The following is a 21,388-nucleotide window of genomic DNA, read 5'->3' as shown; positions in this document are numbered from 1 at the left end:
AGGAGCATCACCATGAAAACCATCGCCATCGCCCTGTCCATCGCCGCCCTGTTCGCCTCCACCGCCGCGTCGGCGCAGGAGCAGCTGCAATCCGCCGAAACTTATTCCGGCTACACCGGCTTCGTCTCGACCAAAACCCGGGCCGAGGTCCGGAATGAACTGCGCCTCGCCCAGCAGCGCGGCGAAGTCGTCTCCGGCGAGCAATATCCGGAACGTGTGTTCGACGCCGCCGCGCACAAGACCCGGGGCCAGGTGCGCGCCGAACTGGCCGCCTACCGCAGCGGCCACCCGGACCAGGATACTGAAGTCGTCCGCTGATTCGCCACAAAGTGAACCGGCTTGCCGATGCGCGCAACCGCATCGGCCGAAAAAGCGCATACTTGCTCAAAAAGCAGCGAGGAGATCCATATGCGCGCACCGGCACTGTTCACCCTGATCGGCAATACGCCACTGGTCGAGATTACCCGTCTCGACACCGGCCTTTGCCGGCTGTTCCTTAAACTGGAATCGCAAAACCCGGGCGGCTCGATCAAGGACCGCATCGGCATGGCCATGATCGAAGCGGCCGAGAACGACGGCCGTCTCAAGCCCGGCGGCATCATCATCGAGGCCACCGCCGGCAACACCGGCCTCGGCCTGGCGCTGGTCGGACGGCTCAAGGGCTACCGCGTGCTGCTGGTGGTGCCGGACAAGATGTCGTCCGAAAAAGTGCTGCACCTGAAGGCGCTCGGCGCCGAAGTGCGCACCACCCGCTCCGACGTCGGCAAGGGCCATCCCGAGTACTACCAGGACTACGCCGCGCGGCTGGCGGCCGAGCTGCCCGGCGCCTGGTTCGCCGACCAGTTCAACAATCCCGCCAACCCGCTGGCGCACGAAACCACCACCGGCCCGGAAATCTGGCGCCAGATGGACCACGACGTCGACGCCATCGTGGTCGGCGTCGGCTCGTCCGGCACGCTGACCGGCCTGACGCGCTACTTCCGCCGCACCGCGCCCGAGCTGGAGTTCATCCTGGCCGATCCCAAGGGCTCGATCCTGGCCGAATACGTCGCCACCGGCCACGTGGCCGAGACCAGCGGCTCGTGGGCGGTCGAAGGCATAGGCGAAGACTTCATCCCCGCCATCGCCGACATGAGCGGCGTGACCAAGGCCTACACCATCACCGACCAGCAAAGCTTCGACACCGCCCGCCTGCTGCTGCGCGAGGAAGGCCTGCCGGGCGGCTCGTCGACCGGCACCCTGCTGGCCGCCGCGCTGCAGTACTGCCGCGAACAGACCACGCCCAAGCGCGTGGTCAGCTTCGTCTGCGACACCGGCACGCGCTACCTGTCCAAGGTCTACAACGACGGCTGGATGCGCGACCAGGGCTTGCTGGCGCGCAAGCCGGAACACGACCTGCGCGACCTGATCGGCCGCCGCTACGACGCCGGCGAAGTCATCAGCGTCTCGCCGGAAGACACGCTGATGATCGCCTTCAACCGCATGCGCGCGGCCGACGTGGCGCAGCTGCCGGTGCTGTCGGGCGGGCGCCTGGTCGGCATCATCGACGAATCCGACCTGCTGCTGACGGTGGACACGCAGGCGCAGCGCTTCAACAGCCCGGTCGGCGCGACGATGACGCGGCGACTGGAAATCCTGCATCCGGCGGCCGACCTGCACGCGCTGCGCGCCACGCTGGACCGCGGCCTGACCGCCGTGGTGGCCGACGGCGACATCTTCTACGGCCTGATCACCCGCTTCGACCTGCTTAACCACCTGCGAAGGACTCTATCTTGAACGAACCGTTGAACAAGCAGCACAAAAAAGCCGCCCTCTCCACCCGCGTCATCCATGCCGGCCAGTCGCCCGATCCGTCGACCGGCGCCATCATGCCGCCGATCTACGCCACCTCCACCTTCGTGCAGGACAGCCCCGGCGTGCACAAGGGCCTGGACTACGGCCGCTCGCACAACCCGACCCGCTGGGCGCTGGAGCGCTGCGTGGCCGACCTGGAAAGCGGCGCCCAGGGCTTCGCCTTCGCCTCCGGACTGGCGGCCATTTCGACGGTGCTGGAACTGGCCGACGCCGGCTCGCACATCATCGCCGGCGACGACATGTACGGCGGCACCTACCGGCTGTTCGAGCGCGTGCGCCGCCGCAGCGCCGGCCACGACTTCACCTACGTCGACCTGACCAAGCCGGAAAACCTGCTGGCCGCGATCAAGCCCGAGACGAAGATGGTCTGGGTCGAAACGCCGACCAACCCGATGCTCAAGCTGGCCGACCTGCAGGCGATCGGCAAGATCTGCCGCGAGCGCGGCATCATCGCCGTGGCCGACAACACCTTCGCCAGCCCGCTGGTGCAGCGGCCGCTGGAACACGGTTTCGACATCGTCGTGCACTCGGCCACCAAGTACCTGAACGGCCACTCGGACATCATCGGCGGCATCGCCGTGGTCGGCGCGGAGCCGCACCAGAAGGCCTGGTGCGAGCAGCTGGCCTTCCTGCAAAACTCGGTGGGCGCCATCTCCGGCCCGTTCGACAGCTTCCTGGTGCTGCGCGGCGTCAAGACGCTGGCCATCCGCATGGAGCGCCACTGCCGCAGCGCGCTGGAACTGGCGCGCTGGCTGGAGCAGCAGCCCAAGGTGCGCAAGGTCTACTACCCGGGACTGGAGTCGCACCCGCAGCACGCGCTGGCCAGGCGGCAGATGGAAGGTTTCGGCGGCATCATCTCGATCGACCTGGACACCGACCTGCCGGGCGCCCGCCGCTTCCTCGAAAGCTGCTCGGTGTTCGCGCTGGCCGAAAGCCTGGGCGGCGTCGAAAGCCTGATCGAGCACCCGGCGCTGATGACGCACGCCAGCATCCCGGCGGCGCAGCGCGCCGCGCTGGGCATCGGCGACGGCCTGATACGGCTGTCGGTGGGAATCGAAGATATAGAGGATTTAAGGGCCGATATTCAGCGTTCGCTGGACGCGATTTAGCTGATACCATGCGGGAATTCAGTATTCTGTCCGAGACAACATGGAATTCCTCTTAATCATAGTCGGCGTGCTGGCCATCGGTTTTATCTACTCGATCGGCGTGGCCAGCGCCAAACCTATCGCCGGCAGCGATTTTTACAAGGTGTCCAAGGACGGCCGCGTGCTGGCCGGCGGCCAGAAGGTCAAGGTGCTGCGGCCCAAGGTGACGCCGGAAGGCCTGACGGTCAAGCTGCGCGTCGGCAGCCTCACCGGCGAATTCCTGGTACACCAGCTGGTGGCCGAGGCGCACCTGCCCAATCCGGCCGGCCTGAAAAACGTCCGCCACAAGGATGGCAACCTGCGCAACAACAAGGTCGAGAACCTGGCCTGGGTGCGCGAGCCGGCGCCGGCCGAAGCCGAGGCGGCGCCTGGCGGATAACGGGAACTGCCCCCGAAACGCTGCGTTAAGACGCCGCCTGAACGGCGACGCGGGAGCTAGCCAGCAGGTAAAAAACTTCGTTTCCATCGACCCGCTCCCGGGTCCATCCTTGCAAGGCATAGAAGCTGTCTGCCCTTGTTCCCGCCCCGGTGCTCAATCGGACAAACTCCTGGCCTTGCTCAAAGAGCCACTCGACGGCCATGTTCAGCAATTGCTTGGCAAGCCCCCGCCCTTCGTATTCCGGCGCCATGAACAGCGCCCAAATTGATGCGTTGGTCTGGTTTGCGTAGCAGAATCCCGCGACACTCCCGTCAACTTCCGCGACCCAGCCGCGCCCCAGCAACTCCAGGTAATCTTCGTACATTTGCACGGTGATTCGGCCCGGGTCGGAAAGAACATTCTCGCCAACAGCCAGCCGAATCGTCGACATCGCCGGAATGTCATGTGAATTTGCCCGGCGAAAATTGACTAATTTGCTTTGGGTCACGCTCAAACCTCTAATCTTTTTCCTTTTCTTTTTTACCCGTCACCTTATGCGCGCCGTCACGAAACGCATGCCCGACGTCCCGGGTAACCTTCCTTGCGCCATGTCCGACAGCGCGCGCGCCATCGCGAAAGCCGTGTCCAATCGCCGTGGTCGTCTTCTTGACCCCGTGGCCGACTTCCTTGGCAACCTTCTTGGTCTCGTCGACCGGGTGCACACCCTCGTCGGCAGCGGACGCCGATATGGCAAAGGACATCGCGATCGCAACTAAAACGGCCACGAACACGTTCTGATGCAAAGGCTTTGAAGTCATATTCATTGCTGATCTCCCGGGTGATATTTACGTTCCAAATTCTTTTCCACGTCCGCCTTGTAGAACAGAACATCCTTGAATTCGCCACGCGCGTACATCGCGGCTTGGTCGTAGAAGTGCGGCGAGGCCGGATCTCCGCTCTCGCCACCCGCCAGCACGCTGCGCGCCTTGATGCGCGGCCCGAACTCCACCGCCGCCACGAAGCTGTTGCCGCGCTCACCGTAAATGCGCTTGGTGGTCTGCTTCGACGTCATGCCGTAGGCGGCCAGCGAGCCCCAGTTGGCCGACGCGAACGGCACCGGCAAACTAGGCTTGCTGTCGTCGAACGGCTGCACGATGTCGCCGGTCAGGCGCTGGAAGCGGTTGATCTCGCCCCACGGCGTTTGCCATTTGCCGAAATCCGCGGTCAACTTGGCCGTCGCACGCTCCAGCGCCTGCAAACGCTGCTGGGGCGTGATCGCGGCCTGCAGGTAGTCTAACACCTGCACCTCTTTCGCCTTGGCCGCCGCCTGGTTGGCCGTATATAAATCCTGCACCCAATATACCGCCAGCGAAGTCGGCACCGATTCCAGCGAGTAGCGCATGTCCCAGCCGCGCAGCGCGGCGATCTGCGGCGCCAGGCTGGCCTTGAGCGGGTCGCCGGCCGGCAGTTCGTCGTAGGCGGCGAACAGCTGCGGCAGCAGCGGCTCGAAGGCCGGCAGCTGCGTGTCGTAGGCGCCGGCGATCAGGCTGGCCAGGGTGAAGTTCTTTTTGTTCTCCAGCACCCGCACCGCGTGGATGCCGCGCGCGTTCTCGCCGTACTTCGACATATAGGCCGGATAGTCCCTGGCCTTCGGGCTGTACGCGCCGGCCGCCGTGTACGGCCAGTTGTTGGTGTTCTGGATCCAGCCGTTCTTTGGATTGAACAGCGTGATGGTCTCCTTGACCGTGTGCAGGCCCTGCCACTCGGTGGCCAGATCGCTGCCGTCGACCGGGTGCGTCCAGTCGAACTTCGGATCGCGCTTCGGAATGAAGTTGCCGTGGAAGTAGGCGATATTGCCGTCGGCGTCCGCGTACACGGTGTTGTTGGACGAATTGGTGCGCAGCTCCATGGCCTTGTAGAAGGCCTGGTAGTTGCGCGCCTTGGTGCGGATGTAGGATTGCGTCAGCGCCTTCAGCGGCTCGTTCATCAGGCGCACGGCGATCCACTTGCCGTCGGCCGCGCGCACGATCGGGCCGTGGTGGCTGTAGTACACCTTGACCACCTTGCTGTCCATGCCGGCCGCGGTTTTATACGGCAGCGTGATGTCGACCGCCTTCAGCGGCCGCTGTTCGGCGCCGTACTGGTAGAAGAACTGGCCGTCCTTCTCGCTGATGGTTTCCAGGTATTCGTCGATGACGTCGCCGCCGCCCGAGGTGTGCATCCAGCCGATACGGTCGTTGAAGCCCTGGTAGACGAAGAACTGGCCCCAGGTCACGGCGCCGTAGGCGTTCAGGCCCTCGTCGCTGTGCACCTGCACTTCGGGACGGAAGTAGAACGAGGTGTGCGGATTAATCAGCAGCAGCGCGTGGCCGTCCCTGGTCAGTGACGGCGCGATGGCGAAGCCGTTGGAGCCGCCCGGCTCCTGGTCCAGATCGAAGCTGCCGCGCGCCGCCGACATCAGCACCGGCGGCGGCAACGGCAGCTTGGCGCCGTTGCCGTACAACGCTTCCAGCTGCTTCAGGTCGACCGACTCGATGTCGCCGCCGATGCTGCCCTCGCTGAAGCTGAGCGCCATCCACGGCTCGAAATGCGTGATCAGCGCCGGCTTCACGTCCGGATGCGTGGCCAGGTAGTAGTTCAAGCCGTCGGCAAACGCCACCATCAGCTTCTTCAGCCAGGCCGGCGATTGCCGGTACTGTTCCTGCAGGTCGGCCGGATTGATGAACAACTTCATGCGCAGGTCGCGATACAGCTCGGCCTCGCCTTCCACTTCGGCCAGCCGCCCCATGGCGTTGATGTAATTGAGTTCGACCCGCCCGAAGTCGTCCTCGGCCTGCGCGTACATCAGGCCGAACACGGCATCGGCGTCGGTCTTGCCGTAGACGTGAGGGATGCCCCATTTGTCGCGCAGGATGGTGGCGCGCTGCGCCGCCGCCTTCAGGCGCGCCAGCTCGGGCGCCGGAGCCTTGTCCACGGTGGGCGCTGCCGCCGCCACACTGGTTATCACACTACAGATCAGGGCTAACGGCAGACGCATGGACAGGCTCCGGTGGTTGAATTAGCTGGCGTCGACCAGCTCGGAAATACGCAGTTGCAGCGCGGTGATCTCGGCCCGCAGCGCCGCGTTCTTTTCCTTGAGCGAGGCGTTTTCCGCGCGCAGCTCCTCGACCTCGGTCAGCGGACGGCCGTATTCGCCGCCCTCCTTCGCTTCCTTCGGCTCCTTGGCCGGACGCGAGGCGGCGCGCAGTTCGCGCACTTCCTTGGCGGCCTTCTGCAATTCCTTCTTGCCACCGGCCACCGCCGCCACCTGATCGGCTTCCGGCAGCGAGGCCACCGTCGCGGCGGCGTTGATCGAGATCGTGCCCGAGCGCACCGCCTCCACCAGTTCCGGCGTGGCCGTCTTCTGGATCTTTTCGATCTGGCTGATAGTGGCGCTGCTCAGGCGGGCGGCGCGGGCGATGTCCTCGCGCGAGGTCAGCGGCATGGCGGCCGGCCTGGCCTTGGCGGCATCGCCCTCCGGCGGCGCGATCGCCGCATCCTCGGCGGCGGCCTGCGCGGCCAGCTCGACCGCGCGGGCGGCGACGATTTCCTTCTTGCGCAGCGCCAGCACGCCGCGCTGGAAGTCCGAAATGCTGCGGCGGCCCAGGTTGTTATCGATCATCCACAGCTTGACGTCGTCGAGGCTGCGGAAACTGGTGTTCTCGATGGCCTTGAACGGCACACCGTGCTGCTGGCAGATCTGGTAGCGGTTGTGGCCGTCCACCAGCACGTCTTCCCACAACACCAGCGCGTCGCGGCAGCCTTCGACCAGGATGCTGCGCTCCAGGGCCTGGTACTCGGCCTCGGTCAGCGGCTCGATATAGCTGCGCAGCACTTCGTTAATTTTGATTTGCATAGTTCATCCTTGAATTTCCCGGCGGGCCGGCGCCTGTGCGCCCGGCCGAATCGCCGTCCAGCATGCTACACCATCCGCGCACGCCGCCAAAGCCCCTCCGGACGAATACCAAGTTGATCGCTAAGGCAATCTTAAGATTCATTCATTAATATCCTTTTCGTCAAACGAGCTTTCTCCGCCAATTGACCCAAAGCCCCGTCAGGTTCCCGCCTGCACGGGGCTTTTCTTGTCTGGACGACATTAGATTATCCCCAATACAACATTAATTTCAAATTTACAATGATATTTTCCAAAAGACATGATAAAGTTGATGCATGGTAGTAAATTAACATTCAAAGGAGAAACAACATGGTCGCAAAAAATGCTCTCAAAATCGGCGCACTGGCAGTCGCTCTGGCCTTCTGCGGTGTCGCCAATGCGACCGTTTCGGATCTCACCGGCCAGTACCAGCTGACCACCTCTTACACCGGCAGCAACGGCACCTACACCTTCAACTACGCGGTGACCAACCTGGGCCAGGGCTACGGCAACGGCAGCCAGACCGGATTCGACGGCCTGACGGTCTTCATCCCGACCGGCGCCACAGTGATCGGCCACAGCGAGCCTGCGCCATACCTGGCGGGACAGGGTTACTGGAGTTACGGCCAGTCCAACGGCCTGGAGCTGAGCCTGAATCCGAACGCGCCTGGCGCCAACCTGAGCCAGAACATGACCGCGCCGTCCGGCTACACCTCCGTCAACTGGTGGGGCCAGTACACCGGCTCCGTGTACCAGATCGGCAGCACCGCCGAATTCAGCATCACGCTGAGCGGGGTGTCGGTGGGCAGCAACGCGGTCGGCCTGTCGACCTACTTCGGCGGCGGCACGCCACCTAACGGACAGCAATTCGTCAACAACCAGTACGGCAACTACACCACCTTCACGACCAACGCGCTGTCAGCCGTGGCCGCGGTACCGGAACCAGAAACCTACGCGATGATGGTCGCCGGCCTCGGCCTGGTCGGCTTCATGTCGCGCCGTCGCCGCAAGGCCTGATACGGCCTGCCGCATAAAAAAACGCGCTCCGGCGCGTTTTTTTATGGGTAGTTGCTTTTACAAAAGCCTTGGCGCATCATGCACTTTCCTCAACAAGGGACACACCATGGTCAACTACATCATCAGCGTCGCGTTCAACGACACCGACGGCGACGCCATCGCCCGCCTGAACACGGAACTGTCAAAATATAACATCGCCGGCGGCATCAAGGCTGATGACGGCAAGGGCTACTATCTGCCGCCCGGCAATTACTGCTACAGCGGCGTCGAGCCGATCAACGAAGTGCGCGACGCCATCCACCGCCTGGCCGAAACCGTCAAGCCGGGCGCCATGGTGCTGGTGACCGAGGTAACCACGGTGTCGTGGAGCGGCCTGAAGCTGGTTGAAGCCCAATAAGCCTGTGACGCCTCAGCCAAGATAAGCCGCCTCGCGCGGCTTATTTGCCTTCTTATTTGCCTTTATAGATACCGGCTTCCAGAATGACATCGCCGTGCTTAACGAAGTAAGTCGATTTCTTTTCGATGTCGCCGTTGGCCGGATTGTTGTAGCGGTAATCCACCCAGCCCTTGCCTTTGGCCTGGGCCTGATCAATGATTTCCTTGCGGAACAGCTTTCCATCCGCATCAGGCAGCACCACCATGTTCTTGCCGACCAGCTTGGGGTTGGTGGGATGGGCCAGCTGGGTGCCATCCAGCGCCCGCACGGTCAGGTAGGTGGTGTCGTTGATGAACTCGGGATTCTTGCTGTTGACTTCCTTGATCAGCGCATCCTTTCCATTCTTCTGCAGGTAGGCGGCGCCCTTGTCCACCATGGCAATGGCGGCGGCGGAGTTGTCGGCGGCAAGCGCCGGTACGGCGGACAGTGCGGTGGTGGCGAGCAGCACCGACAGGATCGTATTTTTCATGGTGTCTCCGAAGTGTAAGCGCCGCTGCATTGGCGGCACGCCCACTATATCAGTTCGTTGCCTGCGGGCGATGACAACCCGGCTACGTGATTTCCGCAATAGCCGGGCAGCTTGCGCCGGCCGCGGCGACAATTTCATACCCCGTCTTGGTTCTTTTCGCAATTGCGCACCTCTGCAGTGCTCCGCACAATGTTTGCACACTCCGTGCTTCCTCCCAGGCCAGCACGGGACAACAATATGGAGACGGCTGCAATGGAAAACTGTTCCGGACGCCTTTGCGCGTCGATGCCCGCTGCACCACCTGATGCGCGCCGTACCATGACGCCCCTCCGCCTCGCCCCAGCCTTTATTACCTGAGCCGACAACCGTTTGCCTCCGGTGGCGCCATCGCCGCCGGAGCCCAGGATTCCGCCCTTACGGACGGAATGAACGCGCACATCCGTTCACTTCGCGACGGCATGCGCAGACACAGCTGTACCCACCAACAATAACGAGGAGATCATTCATGATGAAACAACTTTCCGGCCCGATCACGGAACGAGCGGGAGGGGCGCGGCTGCGCCGCGCCCTCGCCGTGTCCACGCTGGCGCTGGCCTGGGCCTCCGCCCTGCCGGCACAAGCGGCCAGCTATACCTGGGGCAATGTGAAGGTCGTGGCCGGCGGCTACGTCGACGGCATCGTCGCCCATCCGGCCCAGCAGGGCCTGTTCTACGCCCGCACCGACATCGGCGGCGCCTACCGCTACAACAACGCCACCAGCACCTGGGTGCCGCTCAACGACTGGACCACCCCGTCCAACTGGCACGAGATGGGCATCGAGTCCATCGCCGTCGATCCCCGCAATGCGAACATGCTCTACATGGTGGCCGGCATGTACACCCAGAACTGGGACGGCAACGCCGCCGTGCTGGTGTCGTCCAACCAGGGCGCCAGCTTCAACTCGTATCCGCTCAGCTTCCGCACCGGCGGCAACGACGACGGCCGCAACGCCGGCGAAAAACTGCAGGTCGATCCCAACCTCGGCTCCGTGCTGATGTACGGCACCTTCAACGATGCCGCCCAGGGCGCCACCAACGGCATCTGGAAAAGCACCAACAGCGGCCAGACCTGGACCCGGTTGAGCGGCTTCACGGCGCTGAGCAACGACGGCAGCGGTTCCGGCGTGGCCTTCGTCACCTACTACCAGCCGTCGGCCGGCAACGGCAGCGCGACGCCGACCGTGTTCGCCGGCGTCTCCACCGCCGGCGCCGCCTCGGCCGGCACCACGCTGTACAAGAGCACCGACGGCGGCAGCCACTGGTCGGCCGTCACGGGCGGCCCCAGCGGCCAATATCCGAACCACGGCCAGGTCGGCCCCGACGGCAATCTCTACATCACCTACGGCAACGCCATCGGGCCCAACGGCATGACCACCGGGCAGGTGTGGAAGTACAGCGTCGGCGGCAATACCTGGCAAAACATCACGCCGGCCAACCCGAACAATTACTCCTTCGGCTACGGCGGCCTGGCGATCGATCCGAAGAAATCGGGCGCGCTGGTGGTCATGACCATGGACCGTTGGTGGCCTGGCGACACCATGTTCCGCAGCACCAACGGCGGCTCCAGCTGGACCGACGTGGGCCCCGCGTCCACCCGCGATCCGAGCCTGTCGCCATGGGTGAAGTTCGGCGCCGCCACGGCCGGCTTCGGCAACTGGGGACAGGTCGCAATCGATCCGTTCAACTCGGCGCACGCGATGTACGGCACCGGCCAGACCGTGTGGACCACCAGTAACCTGACGGCGGCCGACAGCGGCCAGGCCACCAACTGGACCATCGGCGCCAACGGCATCGAGGAAACCGCGACGCTGGCGCTGATCTCGCCCACCTCCGGCGTGCCGCTGATCAGCGGCCTGGGCGACATCTGCGGCTTCGTGCACACCAGCCTGACGGCGTCGCCGGCGGCCGGCATGGTGAGCAATCCGATCTGCGGCAACGGCACCGGACTGGACTACGCCAAGTCGCTGACCTCCAAGATCGTCCGGGTCGGCACCGGCGGCTCCGGTGTGTACGGCGCCGTCTCCACCAACGGCGGCACCAGCTGGACCCCGTTCGCCAACCAGGCCGGTTCCAGCCAGGGCGACGGCACGGTGGCCATCTCGGCCGACGGCGGCACCATCGTCTGGGGCCCTAAGGACGTGGCCCCGGCCTACTCGACCAACAACGGCGCCAGCTGGACCTCGACCGGGCTGCCTGTCAGCACCTCGTGGCAAATCCTGTCGGACGGCCTGAACGGCAACCTGTTCTATGCCTACAATGCGGCCACCGGCATCTTCTACGCCAGCGCCAACAAGGGCGTGAACTGGTACACGGCCGCCTCCGGCCTGGCGACCGGCGGCAAGGCGACGACCGTGGCCGGTAACCAGGGCGACGTCTGGCTGGCCACTTCCTCCGGCCTGTTCCGCAGCACCAGTTCGGGCTCGAGCTGGAGCCAGGTGTATTCGGGCGTGGTGACGGCGGCCAATTCGGTCGGCTTCGGCAAGGCTGCCAGCGGCGCGTCCTACCCGGCCATCTACCTGGCCGGGACGGTCAGCGGCGTGTCGGGCTTGTTCCGCTCCACCGACACCGGCAGCACCTGGGTGCGCATCAACGACAACGCCCACCAGTGGGGTGGCTACAGCATCGTGGTTGGAGATCCCAAGACCTTCGGCACCGTGTACGTGGCGCCTAACAGCGGCCGGGGCATCATCTACGGCACCTCGCCGAACTAAGGAGCGTTAAAGAAAAAACCGCCGCGGCAAATCTGTCGCGGCATTTTTTTTCGTTTGCCGTCGCGGCCGCGGAAAGCTATGGCACAAATCCACGAAACTGTTCATCGTAGCGATGGCGGGCGAACTCTTCCTTGAGAAAATCGATAAACGCCCTCGACTTGGCCGGCATCAGACTACGCGTGCTATAGAACAGCGATATCTTTCCTGCGTCGGCCCACCAGTCTGGCAGCAATCGCACCAGCGTGCCCGCCGACAGGCCCGGGAGCGCATCCGGCATCACCAGCAAGGCAACCCCCAACCCCAGCTCGGCCGCCTCCCTGACCCCGATCGCATCGTTGACGATGAGCGACTCGCGCAGCTCGACGACGGTTTCCTCGCCGGCGGCGTTGCGCATGGCCCAGTGGCGGACGCGGCCCTGGTTACTGCCCCGAACCACGATGCCGTCCAGCGCCGCAAGCTCGGCTGGCGTGCGGGGCGGCGCGCGGCCGGCCAGGTAAGCAGGCCCAGCCACCGCCACCAGGTGGGCCGGAGCCAGCGGCACCGCCACCAGTCCGTCGCCGCGTCCCACGCCGCCGCCGACAGTGACGTCGAACCCCTCAGCGACGATGTCCACCTGGCGATTCTCCAGGTGCCATTCCACGCGCAAGTTGGGATAACGCTCACGCAACGCCGGTAGCATGGGCATCAGATACGTCAGCCCCAGCCCGGTGGGCGTGCTGATCTTGAGCAGGCCGGAAGGGCCCTTGCTGACCGCGCCCACCTGCGCCAGCGCGGCCTGCAGCACATCCAGGCTGCCGCCCATGCTCTCCAGCAGCTGCTCCCCGGCCTCGGTCAGGCTGAGCTTGCGCGTGGTGCGCTGGAACAGCCGCACACCGAGGTTGCGTTCCAGCATGGCGACATTCCGGCTGATCGCGGTCGGTGTCAAACCGAGGCGCCGCGCGGCAGCGGAAAAACTGCCCGCCTCCGCGCTGCGGATGAACGATTCCAGGTTAGATAGCGTTTCCATCGTTTTATTTTACAGTAATCGTAGAAAGTCTTACCAACGATTACATACTAATCAATGCTCAATCCCTCAGGCACACTGGCTCCATCAACGAATCACCAAGGAGCTCATCATGAAATACGCCATCATCGGTTCAGGTGCCATCGGCACCGCCATCGCCCGCCAGTTCGCCCGTCAGCAGCTCGAAGTCCAGGTCGCCAATACCCGCGGCCCTGCCAGCCTGCAAGCGCTGGTCGATGAACTTGGTTCAGCTGTCGTTCCAACCGATTTGAAAACGGCGCTGGGCGCGGACATGGTGTTCCTCGCCATTCCCTTCGACGCCGTCGCTGCGGCATTGAAAGATGCGCCGGCCTGGAACAACCGCATCATCGTCGACACCACCAACGCCATCGACTTCAGCGATTTCTCCCCGGCCGACCTGGGCGGCCGCCCTTCTTCCGACATCGTTGCCGACGCGGCGTCCGGCGCGAGGCTGGTCAAGGCCTTCAATACGATGTTCGCCAACGTGGTAGCCCGCAAGCCTGACGACGCCCGCGGGCGCCGCGTGCTGTTCTTGTCGGGGAACGACAAGGCCGCCAACGCCTCGCTGTCCGAACTGATCGAGCGCTTCGGTTACGCGCCGATCGACCTCGGCCCAATCGCGGCGGGCGGCCTGCTGCAGCAGTTCGGCGGTCCGCTGACCACGCACAGCATGATCTTGCAACGCCAGGGCGGCGCCTCGCTGCCTGAGATGGACGTCATCGACGCCTGATCCGCCTCCCTGCCGGCCGCCAGGAGAGGTCGGGCCGCGCTCTATGCGGCGATCTGGTTCCATGAGGCGGCCAATGACTACGCCTGCCCCGCCTTGGCGATCGCGACACAGCGCCGTGCCAGGATCGCTGTCGGATCAAGCAGCGCTACGGCGTGATCGCCCAACTGAAATGCCGAGTTTTCCTGCAAGAGCAAAGGCAATTCGGTGCAGCCCAATATCACCACGCTGGCACCGGCATCGAGCAGGTGCTCCAACGCCTGGATCAGATCCTGCCGGCACTGGCCCTCCAGATAGCCGGCTTTCACGCCGTATTTGCCGTAGATTGCGCGCATGACCAATGCCTGATGCGCATCGTCGGGCACCAGCAATTCAAACGGCGCGCCGGCGGCGGCCTCGTGATAAACGCGGCTGCCGACCGTTCCGTCGGTAGCCAACAGGCCGACGATCCGCTCGCCGGCATGGTGCCGGTTGATATGGCTTACGGCCTCTTGCAGCATATTGATGATCGGCACCTCGACCTGCCCGCGTATGCGTTCGATATACGCGTGAGCGGTGTTGCACGGAATGGCGATCAGGTCGGCCTGATTGGCTTCGAGGCGCTTGCAGGCCGCATAGATTGCCAAGGTCGGGTCCTCCCCGTCGCCGATCAGGTTGGCCGTGCGGTCGGGAATTTGCGGATTGTGCTCGACAATTAATTTGACGTGATCCTGATCCCGCCGCGCCGCCGTGTTCGAAATAATCTTTTCCATGAAATCAACCGTCGCCGCGGGGCCGACTCCACCGACGATACCGAGCTTGAAGGAGCGCGGCGGCCTTGGCTGGCGCATCTCCAAGGCGTAATCGACGTATGCCTGATTGCTGTCCATCACCGGCATGCCGGCCGCCCGCAACAAATTGGAGACCATCGCAATCTCCGTGGCGCCCGGCACGATCAGCTCGGCCCCTTGCGCCATCAAGTCGCGGCACGCTTCCAGCAGCAAGGCGATCGAACGCGGCGATCGATCGTCGTTTTTCAGTCCCGCCGCCCCGTACACGGCCTCCATCACGCAACGCCGCTGGATTGCCGGCTTTGGATAGACCAGGCGGTAGCCCTCCGGCTGCAGATGGTGCTCGAACAGACGCTGGCCTAGCACGTAATCGGACGTCAGCACGCCGATGGTTGCGGCGCGCGGGACGTCTTTTCGAAGTGCGGCCGATACGGCGTCCATCAAGCCGACTATGGGCAGACTCAATTCGGTCTGCAACTGATGCAGGAACGTGTGACTGATAAAGCACGGCAGCATCACGCTGTCGGCGCCCAGTTGCTGGTAGTGCTGCACCATGTCATAAATGTAGAGCATGCGCCGGTTGAGCTCCGTGCTGCCGTCGACCGGGAAGCGGCTGTTCTCATACAGGACGCGATAGGCGTCATGGCGGCTGTGGCGCGCGATACTTCGCACCATTTTCCCGTGCACGTCGGCACCGGCCAGCGTACCGAGGCCGCCGATGATGCCTATGCACTGGACGTCGCTGCCGGACGATGGAGTGTGAGATGTGAGTGACATGGGCCTGTGGTATCTGGGAGACATTTCCGTACGATATCTCGCCCCCGACATCCAGTTATGCAATTTAGAACTGACCCTATGCGACGCAAGCATAGGAGAATGTCGGACAGAACCCACGTAGCCGCAACACAAACGGATTTGCACAGCATGGATATTAAATGGTTGGAGGATTTTCTGAGCCTGGCGCAGACACGCAACTTCTCGCGTTCTGCCCAGGAACGCAACGTGACGCAGTCGGCGCTCAGCCGGCGCATCCGTTCGCTGGAAGCCTGGGTAGGCGCGGATCTGGTCGATCGCAGCACCTATCCGCTGATCCTGACGCCCGCAGGCAAACTGTTCAGCAATTCCGCGGTCGAGGCCATGCGCCTGCTGAACGACACCCGCGCCCTGCTGCGCGTCGAGAACAAGGATGAAAACATGCTCAGCATCTCTGCCGGGCACACGCTTTCGCTGAACTTCCTGCCCAAGTGGCTGCAAACTGTCGAGGCGCGCTTCGGCCAGTTGCGCACCCGCGTTTTGCCCACAAACGTGCACGACTCCGTGCTGTCGCTGGTCGAAGGCAACTGCGACCTTTTACTCTGCTACCACCACTCCGACCTGCCCATAGAACTCGACCCCGCGCGCTTCGAATATATCAATCTCGGCGGCGAGCTGGTGCTGCCTGTTTCCGCACCCAAGCGCAGTGGGTTTGCCGCATTTTCACTACCGGGAAGCCGGGTGGCGCCCACCTCGCAACTGGGCTATACCGCCGGTTCGTTTTTCGCCCGCGTCGTCGAACGCATCGTCGCCCGGGTCGACCAGCCCTGCTTCCTGGTGAACAGCTACGAGTCCGACCTGGCGGAGCTGCTCAAGACCATGGCGCTCTCCGGCCTTGGCCTGGCATGGCTGCCCGAGAGCTGCATCCGACGCGAATTAACCGAAGGGAAACTGGTGGCGGCAGGCGGCGAACAATGGAACATGACATTGGAGATACGCCTGTTCCGCGCCATCGACAACCGCAAGCCGGCGCTGCTGCGCCTGTGGGAAAATCTTCAGCAGCACTGAATCGGTGCGCTGCCTCCCCAAAAAATTGCATTCCAGCAAAGCATCAATGTATGTCGAATTAGCATAGTTTGGCAGCGCCCTCTCCCTAGAATGACTTCCATCAACCGCAGTGCAGCGCGGCGACATGTGCAAGTACAGCTCAACGGGAGAGACCAACTATGTCTGCGGCAACGAGAACGGAACACGATCTACTGGGCGAACGCGCTTTGCCCCACCACGCGTATTACGGCATCCACACGCTGCGCGCGCTGGAAAACTTTCCGATCACCGGCACGCCCATTTCGCATTGGCCGGATCTGATCGTCTCGCTGGCGATGGTGAAACAGGCTGCGGCAGTCACCAATTTCAAGCTCGGCCTCCTGGGTGAAGAACACCTGGACGCCATCGTCGCGGCCTGCCAGCAAGTCATCGACGGACAATTCCACCAGCACTTCGTGGTCGACATGATACAAGGCGGGGCCGGAACCTCGACCAATATGAACGCCAACGAGGTGATCGCCAACCTGGCCCTGGAACTGCTGGGGCAACCGCGCGGCGCCTATCACATCCTGCACCCGAACCAGCACGTCAATCTGAGCCAGAGCACCAACGACGTCTATCCGACCGCGCTGAGGCTGGCGACCTATCGCGCCATGGACGGCCTGATCGCGGCGATGGATGTGCTGAAGCGGGCATGCCGCGCTAAATCCCATGAGTTCGAAAACATCATCAAGATGGGACGGACCCAATTGCAGGATGCCGTGCCGATGACCCTGGGCCAGGAATTCGGCACCTATGCCGTGATGCTCGGCGAGGACCAGGACCGGCTGCGCGAGGCCGCGATGCTGATGTGGGAAATCAATCTCGGCGCCACCGCTATCGGCACCGGCATCAACGCACACCCTGATTACGCGCAGCTGGCCTGCGCGGAACTGTGCCGCATCAGCGGCGTGACGTTGTCCAGTTCGCCCGACCTGATCGAGGCGACGCAGGACGTGGGCGCCTTCGTCCAGCTCTCCGGCGTGCTCAAGCGGGTGGCGCTCAAGCTGTCGAAAATCTGCAACGACTTGCGGCTGCTGTCGAGCGGGCCGCGCGCCGGTTTCGGAGAGATCAACCTGCCCCCCATGCAAGCCGGTTCCAGTATCATGCCGGGCAAGATCAACCCGGTGATACCCGAAGTGGTCAACCAGATCGCGTTTGAGGTGCTGGGTAACGACATCACCGTCAGCTTCGCCGCGGAAGCCGGCCAGCTCCAGCTCAACGCGTTCGAACCCATCATCGGCTACAGCCTGTTCAAGAGCATCAGCCACCTGACCGTGGGGTGCGAGGTGTTGGCCACCCGCTGCATCAACGGCATCACCGCCAACCAACAGCACCTGCAAGACACGGTGGAGCGCTCCATCGGCCTGGTGACCGCGTTGAATCCCTACATAGGCTACGAGGCCGCCACCGCCATCGCCCAGCTCGCGCTGAGCAGCGGCAGAGGGGTGGCCGAACTGGTCGTCGAACAAGGCCTGATGACCGCCGGAGAGCTGAGACAACTGCTGCAACCGGATCAGTTGACCAGGCCACGTCCTCAGCCGCTGGCCACGCTGACCTAGCACCAAGCCAGCCTTTCCTTTTCACAGAACTTACAGGCGACCTCGCAGCCGCCAGGGGGAGACACGCGCCTGCAATTTGTAAAACGCAGCACCAGCAGTTCGAGCACCGCATTGCCATAACTATTCAATTTTTCAACACTGGGAGAACAAAATGAAACAACTGGCCACCTGCATCGCCTTGGGCGCATGCCTGTGCGGCGCCGCCTCGGCGCAATCTAACGTCGCCATCTACGGCATCGCTGACGCCGGCCTGGTGCGCGACACCGGCGGCGCGGCCGGCAGTGTCAGCCGTGTCAGCAGCGGCGTCGGTTCGGGCTCGCGGCTGGGCTTCAAGGGGAAGGAAGACCTGGGCGACGGCCTGAGCGCCTTCTTCCAGCTGGAGAACGGCTACAACATCGATACCGGCAGCGCGGGCCAGGGCGGCCTGCTGTTCGGCCGCCAGGCCTTCGTCGGCCTGGCAGGCAAGTTTGGCGCGATCTCGCTGGGACGCCAATACTCGCCGCTGTACACGACGCTGCGCGATGTCGTCGATCCGTTCGAGATCGGCCTGGCGGGCAACGTCACCAACATCATCCCCGGCAACACGCGGGTCGACAACATGGTCGAATACAAGACGCCGCGCTACGCCGGCTTCGCCGCCGACCTGGCCTATGGCGCAGGCGAAACCGCCGGCAACAGCGCCAAAAACCGCACGCTGGGCGCCGCGCTGAGCTATGCCGACGGGCCGTTCAATGTCACGCTGACCAACCACATCAAGGAAAACGCCGACGCCAGCGATAGCGCGCGCTACAGCCTGCTGGTGGCGAAATACAAGGTCAGCCGCTTCAGCGTCGACCTCGCCCACGGCGTCACGCGCGGCGCGGCAGGTGCCCGCAGCAGGGACGACGTGCTGGGCGGCACCTGGACCGAGGGCGTGCACACGCTGCTGGCCTCCTACATCCGCCACGACGACCAAACCTCGGTCAACAAGGATGCGCGCCAGTGGGCGGCAGCCTACCTGTACGCGCTGTCCAAGCGCACCGACCTGTATCTGAGCTACGGGCACATCAGCAACCACAACGGCGCCAGCTATACCGTCGGCAACGGCACCGATACCGGCACCGGCAACACCGGCACCGACATCGGCATCCGCCATCGCTTTTAATCTTTCCAGACAGAGGACCTCATGAAACTCACCAAACTGATCGTCATACTGGCCGCCGCCATGCTGGGCCAGGCACAGGCGCAAGACAGCGCCACGCTGAAGAAAATCAAGGATAGCGGCGCCATCACGCTGGGCGTGCGCGAATCGTCCATCCCCTTCTCCTACCTCGACGGCAAGCAGGAATACCAGGGCTATTCGCTCGAGCTGTGCACCCGGATCGTCGCCTCGATCCAGAAGCAGCTGGGCATGAGCAAGCTGAAGATCAACCTGAATCCGGTCACCGCCGCGACCCGGGTGCCGCTGATGGCGAACGGCACGATCGACCTCGAGTGCGGCTCGACCACCAACAACGTCGAACGCCAGAAGCAGGTCGCATTCAGCCCCACCACCTTCCTGACCTCGACCCGCCTGGTGGCCAAGAAGTCGGCCAACATCAACAGCTTGCGCGACCTGCGCGGCAAGACGCTGGTGTCGACCTCCGGCACCGCCAACCTGAAGGAACTCAGCGAAATCAACAACATCAAGAACCTGGGCATCAATATTGTGACGGCCAAGGACCACGCGGAAGCGTTCCTGATGGTGGAAACCGGCCGCGCGGCGGCGTTCGGCATGGACGACATCTTGTTGGCCTCGCTGGCGGCCAGCTCGAAAAATCCCGACGACTACGTCATCTCGCATGAATCGCTGTTTGCCGAGCCCTACGCGTTGATGATGCGCCGGGATGACCCGGGCTTCAAGAAGGCGGTCGATGGCGCGCTGACCGAGATCTACGCTTCCGGCGAAATCAACCGTATCTACGCCAAGTGGTTCCAGTCGCCGATTCCACCTAAAGGCATCAACCTGAACTGGCCGATGAGCGAGGCGCTCAAGCGCAACTTCGCCCATCCAAGCGATTCCGGCGAACCCGGCGCCTACCGCTGATCACCAGGGAGCATGAGGAGACTATGAATTACAACTGGAACTGGCGCATCTTCGGGGAGCACTCCCCCGACGGCATGGGCACCTACTTTGACAGCTTCATGCACGGCCTGGCGTGGACGCTGGCGACAGCCTTGCTGGCCTGGCTCATCGCCTTGCTGATTGGCGGTCTGATCGGCAGCCTGCGTACCATGCCGAACCGAAGGGTGAACTGGCTGTGCAATGCCTACATCGAGCTGTTTCGAAACGTTCCGCTGCTGGTGCAAATGTTCCTGTGGTACTTCGTTTTGCCCGAGTTGCTCCCCGCATCCATGGGCGACTGGTTGAAGCAGTTGCCCAACGCGTCGTTTGTCACCGCCGTGCTATGCCTGGGCAGCTATACCTCGTCGCGGGTCGCGGTGCAGGTGTCGGTCGGCATCCATGCGCTGCCGCGCGGGCAGCGCATGGCCGGCACCGCGCTGGGCTTGACCTTGCTGCAGACCTACCGCTACGTGATCCTGCCGATGGCGCTGCGCATCATCATTCCTCCTTTGACCAACGAGTTCGTCAACGTGGTCAAGAACAGCGCGCTGGCCTTGAGCATAGGATTGATGGAACTGACGGCCCAGGCCCGATCGATGCAGGAATTTTCGTTCCAGGTATTCGAGGCGTTCACCATGGCGACGGTGATGTACCTGGCGATTAACCTCGGCATCGTCAGCCTGATGGGGCTGATCGAACGGCGCACCGCCGTGCCGGGCATGTCCCTGCCGGGACGGAGGGCGAAACAATGACGGGCTTTGATTTCGGCGTGATCGCCGACTCGCTGGACTATCTGTTCCGCACCGGCATGGCCTTCACCTTGCAGCTGACCGGGCTGGCCATGGTGGGCGGCATCGTGATCGGCACCCTGCTGGCGTTGATGCGCCTGTCCGGGCTGCGCCTGATCGCCGGCGCGGCCGGCCTGTACGTCAACACGATACGCTCGATCCCGCTGGTGCTGGTGATTTTCTGGGTGTACTTCCTGGTCCCCTACCTGGGCGCGTGGCTCTCCGGCTCGTCCGAGCCGGTGAAGGTGGGGCCGTTCGCCTCGTCGCTGGTGACTTTCGTGCTGTTTGAATCCGCCTATTACTGCGAGATCATGCGCGCAGGCATACAGTCCATCCCCCGCGGGCAGTTGGCGGCGGCGCAAGCGCTGGGCATGAGCTACAGGCAGATGATGGGCAACGTCGTGTTGCCTCAGGCATTCCGCAACATGATTCCCCTGCTGCTGACACAGACCATCGTGCTGTTCCAGGACGTGTCGCTGGTGTATGTGTTGTCGCTGACCGATTTTGTCGGGGCCGCATCCAAGGTCGCGCACCGCGACGGCCGCCTGGTGGAAATGTATTTGTTTGTCGCGCTGGTGTACTTCGTGTTGTGTTTCAGCCTGTCCACCTTGGTGAAGAAACTGAATCGCAAGCTGACGATTCTCCGCTAAC

At 63.4% G+C, this 21,388-nt stretch carries 21 protein-coding genes; 14 read left to right on the top strand and 7 right to left on the bottom strand.

Annotated features, from left to right (window positions below):
- Nucleotides 1-12 precede the first annotated feature (12 nt).
- From ACSQ3S_RS14710 to ACSQ3S_RS14695, 4 genes are all read left to right on the top strand, one after another.
- Nucleotides 13-318 (top strand): DUF4148 domain-containing protein, encoded by a 306-nt coding sequence (locus ACSQ3S_RS14710; RefSeq protein WP_436142815.1) that lies wholly within the window; start codon nucleotides 13-15, stop codon nucleotides 316-318.
- Nucleotides 319-408: 90 nt separating this feature from the next.
- Complete coding sequence (locus ACSQ3S_RS14705; RefSeq protein ID WP_436142814.1) at nucleotides 409-1,776, top strand: pyridoxal-phosphate dependent enzyme; 1,368 nt, start codon at nucleotides 409-411, stop codon at nucleotides 1,774-1,776.
- A complete protein-coding gene (locus ACSQ3S_RS14700) occupies nucleotides 1,770-2,963 on the top strand; it encodes a trans-sulfuration enzyme family protein (RefSeq protein WP_436145022.1) in 1,194 nt (397 codons plus the stop codon). Before ACSQ3S_RS14705 ends, ACSQ3S_RS14700 begins: the two co-directional genes overlap by 7 nt.
- Nucleotides 2,964-3,003: 40 nt before the next feature.
- Entirely contained in the window at nucleotides 3,004-3,381 is a 378-nt protein-coding gene (locus ACSQ3S_RS14695) for an HNH endonuclease (RefSeq protein WP_436142813.1), read from the top strand.
- 25 nt (nucleotides 3,382-3,406) lie between these two features.
- Here ACSQ3S_RS14695 and ACSQ3S_RS14690 read toward each other — a convergent pair whose 3' ends face one another.
- The 4 genes from ACSQ3S_RS14690 to ACSQ3S_RS14675 are packed head-to-tail and all read right to left on the bottom strand — an operon-like array spanning nucleotide 3,407 to nucleotide 7,255.
- Nucleotides 3,407-3,868 (bottom strand): GNAT family N-acetyltransferase, encoded by a 462-nt coding sequence (locus ACSQ3S_RS14690; RefSeq protein ID WP_436145021.1) that lies wholly within the window; start codon nucleotides 3,866-3,868, stop codon nucleotides 3,407-3,409.
- 10 nt (nucleotides 3,869-3,878) lie between these two features.
- Nucleotides 3,879-4,184, bottom strand: coding sequence for a hypothetical protein (locus ACSQ3S_RS14685; protein ID WP_436142812.1), 306 nt, complete (start codon nucleotides 4,182-4,184; stop codon nucleotides 3,879-3,881).
- Nucleotides 4,181-6,397, bottom strand: coding sequence for a penicillin acylase family protein (locus ACSQ3S_RS14680; protein WP_436142811.1), 2,217 nt, complete (start codon nucleotides 6,395-6,397; stop codon nucleotides 4,181-4,183). Before ACSQ3S_RS14680 ends, ACSQ3S_RS14685 begins: the two co-directional genes overlap by 4 nt.
- Nucleotides 6,398-6,418: 21 nt before the next feature.
- The gene (locus ACSQ3S_RS14675) at nucleotides 6,419-7,255 is read right to left on the bottom strand and encodes a hypothetical protein (RefSeq protein ID WP_176650315.1); all 837 of its coding nucleotides are present in this window, start codon (nucleotides 7,253-7,255) and stop codon (nucleotides 6,419-6,421) included.
- A gap of 348 nt (nucleotides 7,256-7,603) precedes the next feature.
- On the opposite strand from ACSQ3S_RS14675, the gene ACSQ3S_RS14670 reads away from it, so the two are divergent.
- Together ACSQ3S_RS14670 and ACSQ3S_RS14665 are read left to right on the top strand one after the other, a co-directional pair.
- Nucleotides 7,604-8,290, top strand: coding sequence for a PEPxxWA-CTERM sorting domain-containing protein (locus tag ACSQ3S_RS14670; protein ID WP_436142810.1), 687 nt, complete (start codon nucleotides 7,604-7,606; stop codon nucleotides 8,288-8,290).
- A 106-nt stretch (nucleotides 8,291-8,396) separates the two neighbouring features.
- Entirely contained in the window at nucleotides 8,397-8,687 is a 291-nt protein-coding gene (locus ACSQ3S_RS14665; protein WP_436142809.1) for a hypothetical protein, read from the top strand.
- A gap of 52 nt (nucleotides 8,688-8,739) precedes the next feature.
- Here ACSQ3S_RS14665 and ACSQ3S_RS14660 read toward each other — a convergent pair whose 3' ends face one another.
- On the bottom strand, nucleotides 8,740-9,195 hold the full coding sequence (locus ACSQ3S_RS14660; protein ID WP_218087694.1) for a cache domain-containing protein: 456 nt from the start codon (nucleotides 9,193-9,195) through the stop codon (nucleotides 8,740-8,742).
- Nucleotides 9,196-9,700: 505 nt separating this feature from the next.
- On the opposite strand from ACSQ3S_RS14660, the gene ACSQ3S_RS14655 reads away from it, so the two are divergent.
- A complete protein-coding gene (locus ACSQ3S_RS14655) occupies nucleotides 9,701-11,944 on the top strand; it encodes a WD40/YVTN/BNR-like repeat-containing protein (protein ID WP_436142808.1) in 2,244 nt (747 codons plus the stop codon).
- A 76-nt stretch (nucleotides 11,945-12,020) separates the two neighbouring features.
- On the opposite strand, the gene ACSQ3S_RS14650 is transcribed toward ACSQ3S_RS14655, so the two are convergent.
- The gene (locus tag ACSQ3S_RS14650; RefSeq protein ID WP_436142807.1) at nucleotides 12,021-12,950 is read right to left on the bottom strand and encodes a LysR substrate-binding domain-containing protein; all 930 of its coding nucleotides are present in this window, start codon (nucleotides 12,948-12,950) and stop codon (nucleotides 12,021-12,023) included.
- A 109-nt stretch (nucleotides 12,951-13,059) separates the two neighbouring features.
- Between ACSQ3S_RS14650 and ACSQ3S_RS14645 the strand changes: the two genes are divergently transcribed.
- Nucleotides 13,060-13,698 carry an NADPH-dependent F420 reductase gene (locus ACSQ3S_RS14645; protein WP_436142806.1) on the top strand — a complete coding sequence of 213 codons (639 nt, stop codon included), beginning with the start codon at nucleotides 13,060-13,062 and terminating at the stop codon, nucleotides 13,696-13,698.
- Between the two features lie 77 nt (nucleotides 13,699-13,775).
- Here the strand turns inward: ACSQ3S_RS14645 and ACSQ3S_RS14640 are convergent, their stop codons facing one another.
- On the bottom strand, nucleotides 13,776-15,242 hold the full coding sequence (locus tag ACSQ3S_RS14640) for an aspartate/glutamate racemase family protein (RefSeq protein WP_436142805.1): 1,467 nt from the start codon (nucleotides 15,240-15,242) through the stop codon (nucleotides 13,776-13,778).
- Nucleotides 15,243-15,389: 147 nt separating this feature from the next.
- On the opposite strand from ACSQ3S_RS14640, the gene ACSQ3S_RS14635 reads away from it, so the two are divergent.
- From ACSQ3S_RS14635 to ACSQ3S_RS14610, 6 genes are all read left to right on the top strand, one after another.
- Nucleotides 15,390-16,286: a LysR substrate-binding domain-containing protein gene (locus ACSQ3S_RS14635; protein ID WP_436142804.1), complete on the top strand. Its 897-nt coding sequence runs from the start codon at nucleotides 15,390-15,392 to the stop codon at nucleotides 16,284-16,286.
- 158 nt (nucleotides 16,287-16,444) lie between these two features.
- Nucleotides 16,445-17,866: an aspartate ammonia-lyase gene (locus ACSQ3S_RS14630; protein ID WP_436142803.1), complete on the top strand. Its 1,422-nt coding sequence runs from the start codon at nucleotides 16,445-16,447 to the stop codon at nucleotides 17,864-17,866.
- Between the two features lie 151 nt (nucleotides 17,867-18,017).
- The gene (locus tag ACSQ3S_RS14625; protein ID WP_436142802.1) at nucleotides 18,018-19,010 is read left to right on the top strand and encodes a porin; all 993 of its coding nucleotides are present in this window, start codon (nucleotides 18,018-18,020) and stop codon (nucleotides 19,008-19,010) included.
- Between the two features lie 21 nt (nucleotides 19,011-19,031).
- A complete protein-coding gene (locus ACSQ3S_RS14620; protein ID WP_353397821.1) occupies nucleotides 19,032-19,931 on the top strand; it encodes an amino acid ABC transporter substrate-binding protein in 900 nt (299 codons plus the stop codon).
- A gap of 23 nt (nucleotides 19,932-19,954) precedes the next feature.
- On the top strand, nucleotides 19,955-20,701 hold the full coding sequence (locus tag ACSQ3S_RS14615) for an amino acid ABC transporter permease (RefSeq protein ID WP_436142801.1): 747 nt from the start codon (nucleotides 19,955-19,957) through the stop codon (nucleotides 20,699-20,701).
- Nucleotides 20,698-21,387: an amino acid ABC transporter permease gene (locus ACSQ3S_RS14610; protein ID WP_436142800.1), complete on the top strand. Its 690-nt coding sequence runs from the start codon at nucleotides 20,698-20,700 to the stop codon at nucleotides 21,385-21,387. The genes ACSQ3S_RS14615 and ACSQ3S_RS14610 overlap by 4 nt, the downstream gene beginning before the upstream one ends.
- Nucleotide 21,388: the final 1 nt, after the last annotated feature.

It is taken from the genome of Duganella sp. LjRoot269 (assembly GCF_964254095.1).
In the GTDB taxonomy this organism is placed as follows: domain Bacteria; phylum Pseudomonadota; class Gammaproteobacteria; order Burkholderiales; family Burkholderiaceae_D; genus Rugamonas; species Rugamonas hordei.
The sequence above is the reverse complement of the archived record's forward strand: the minus strand, read 5'-3'. Positions and strand labels throughout refer to the sequence as shown.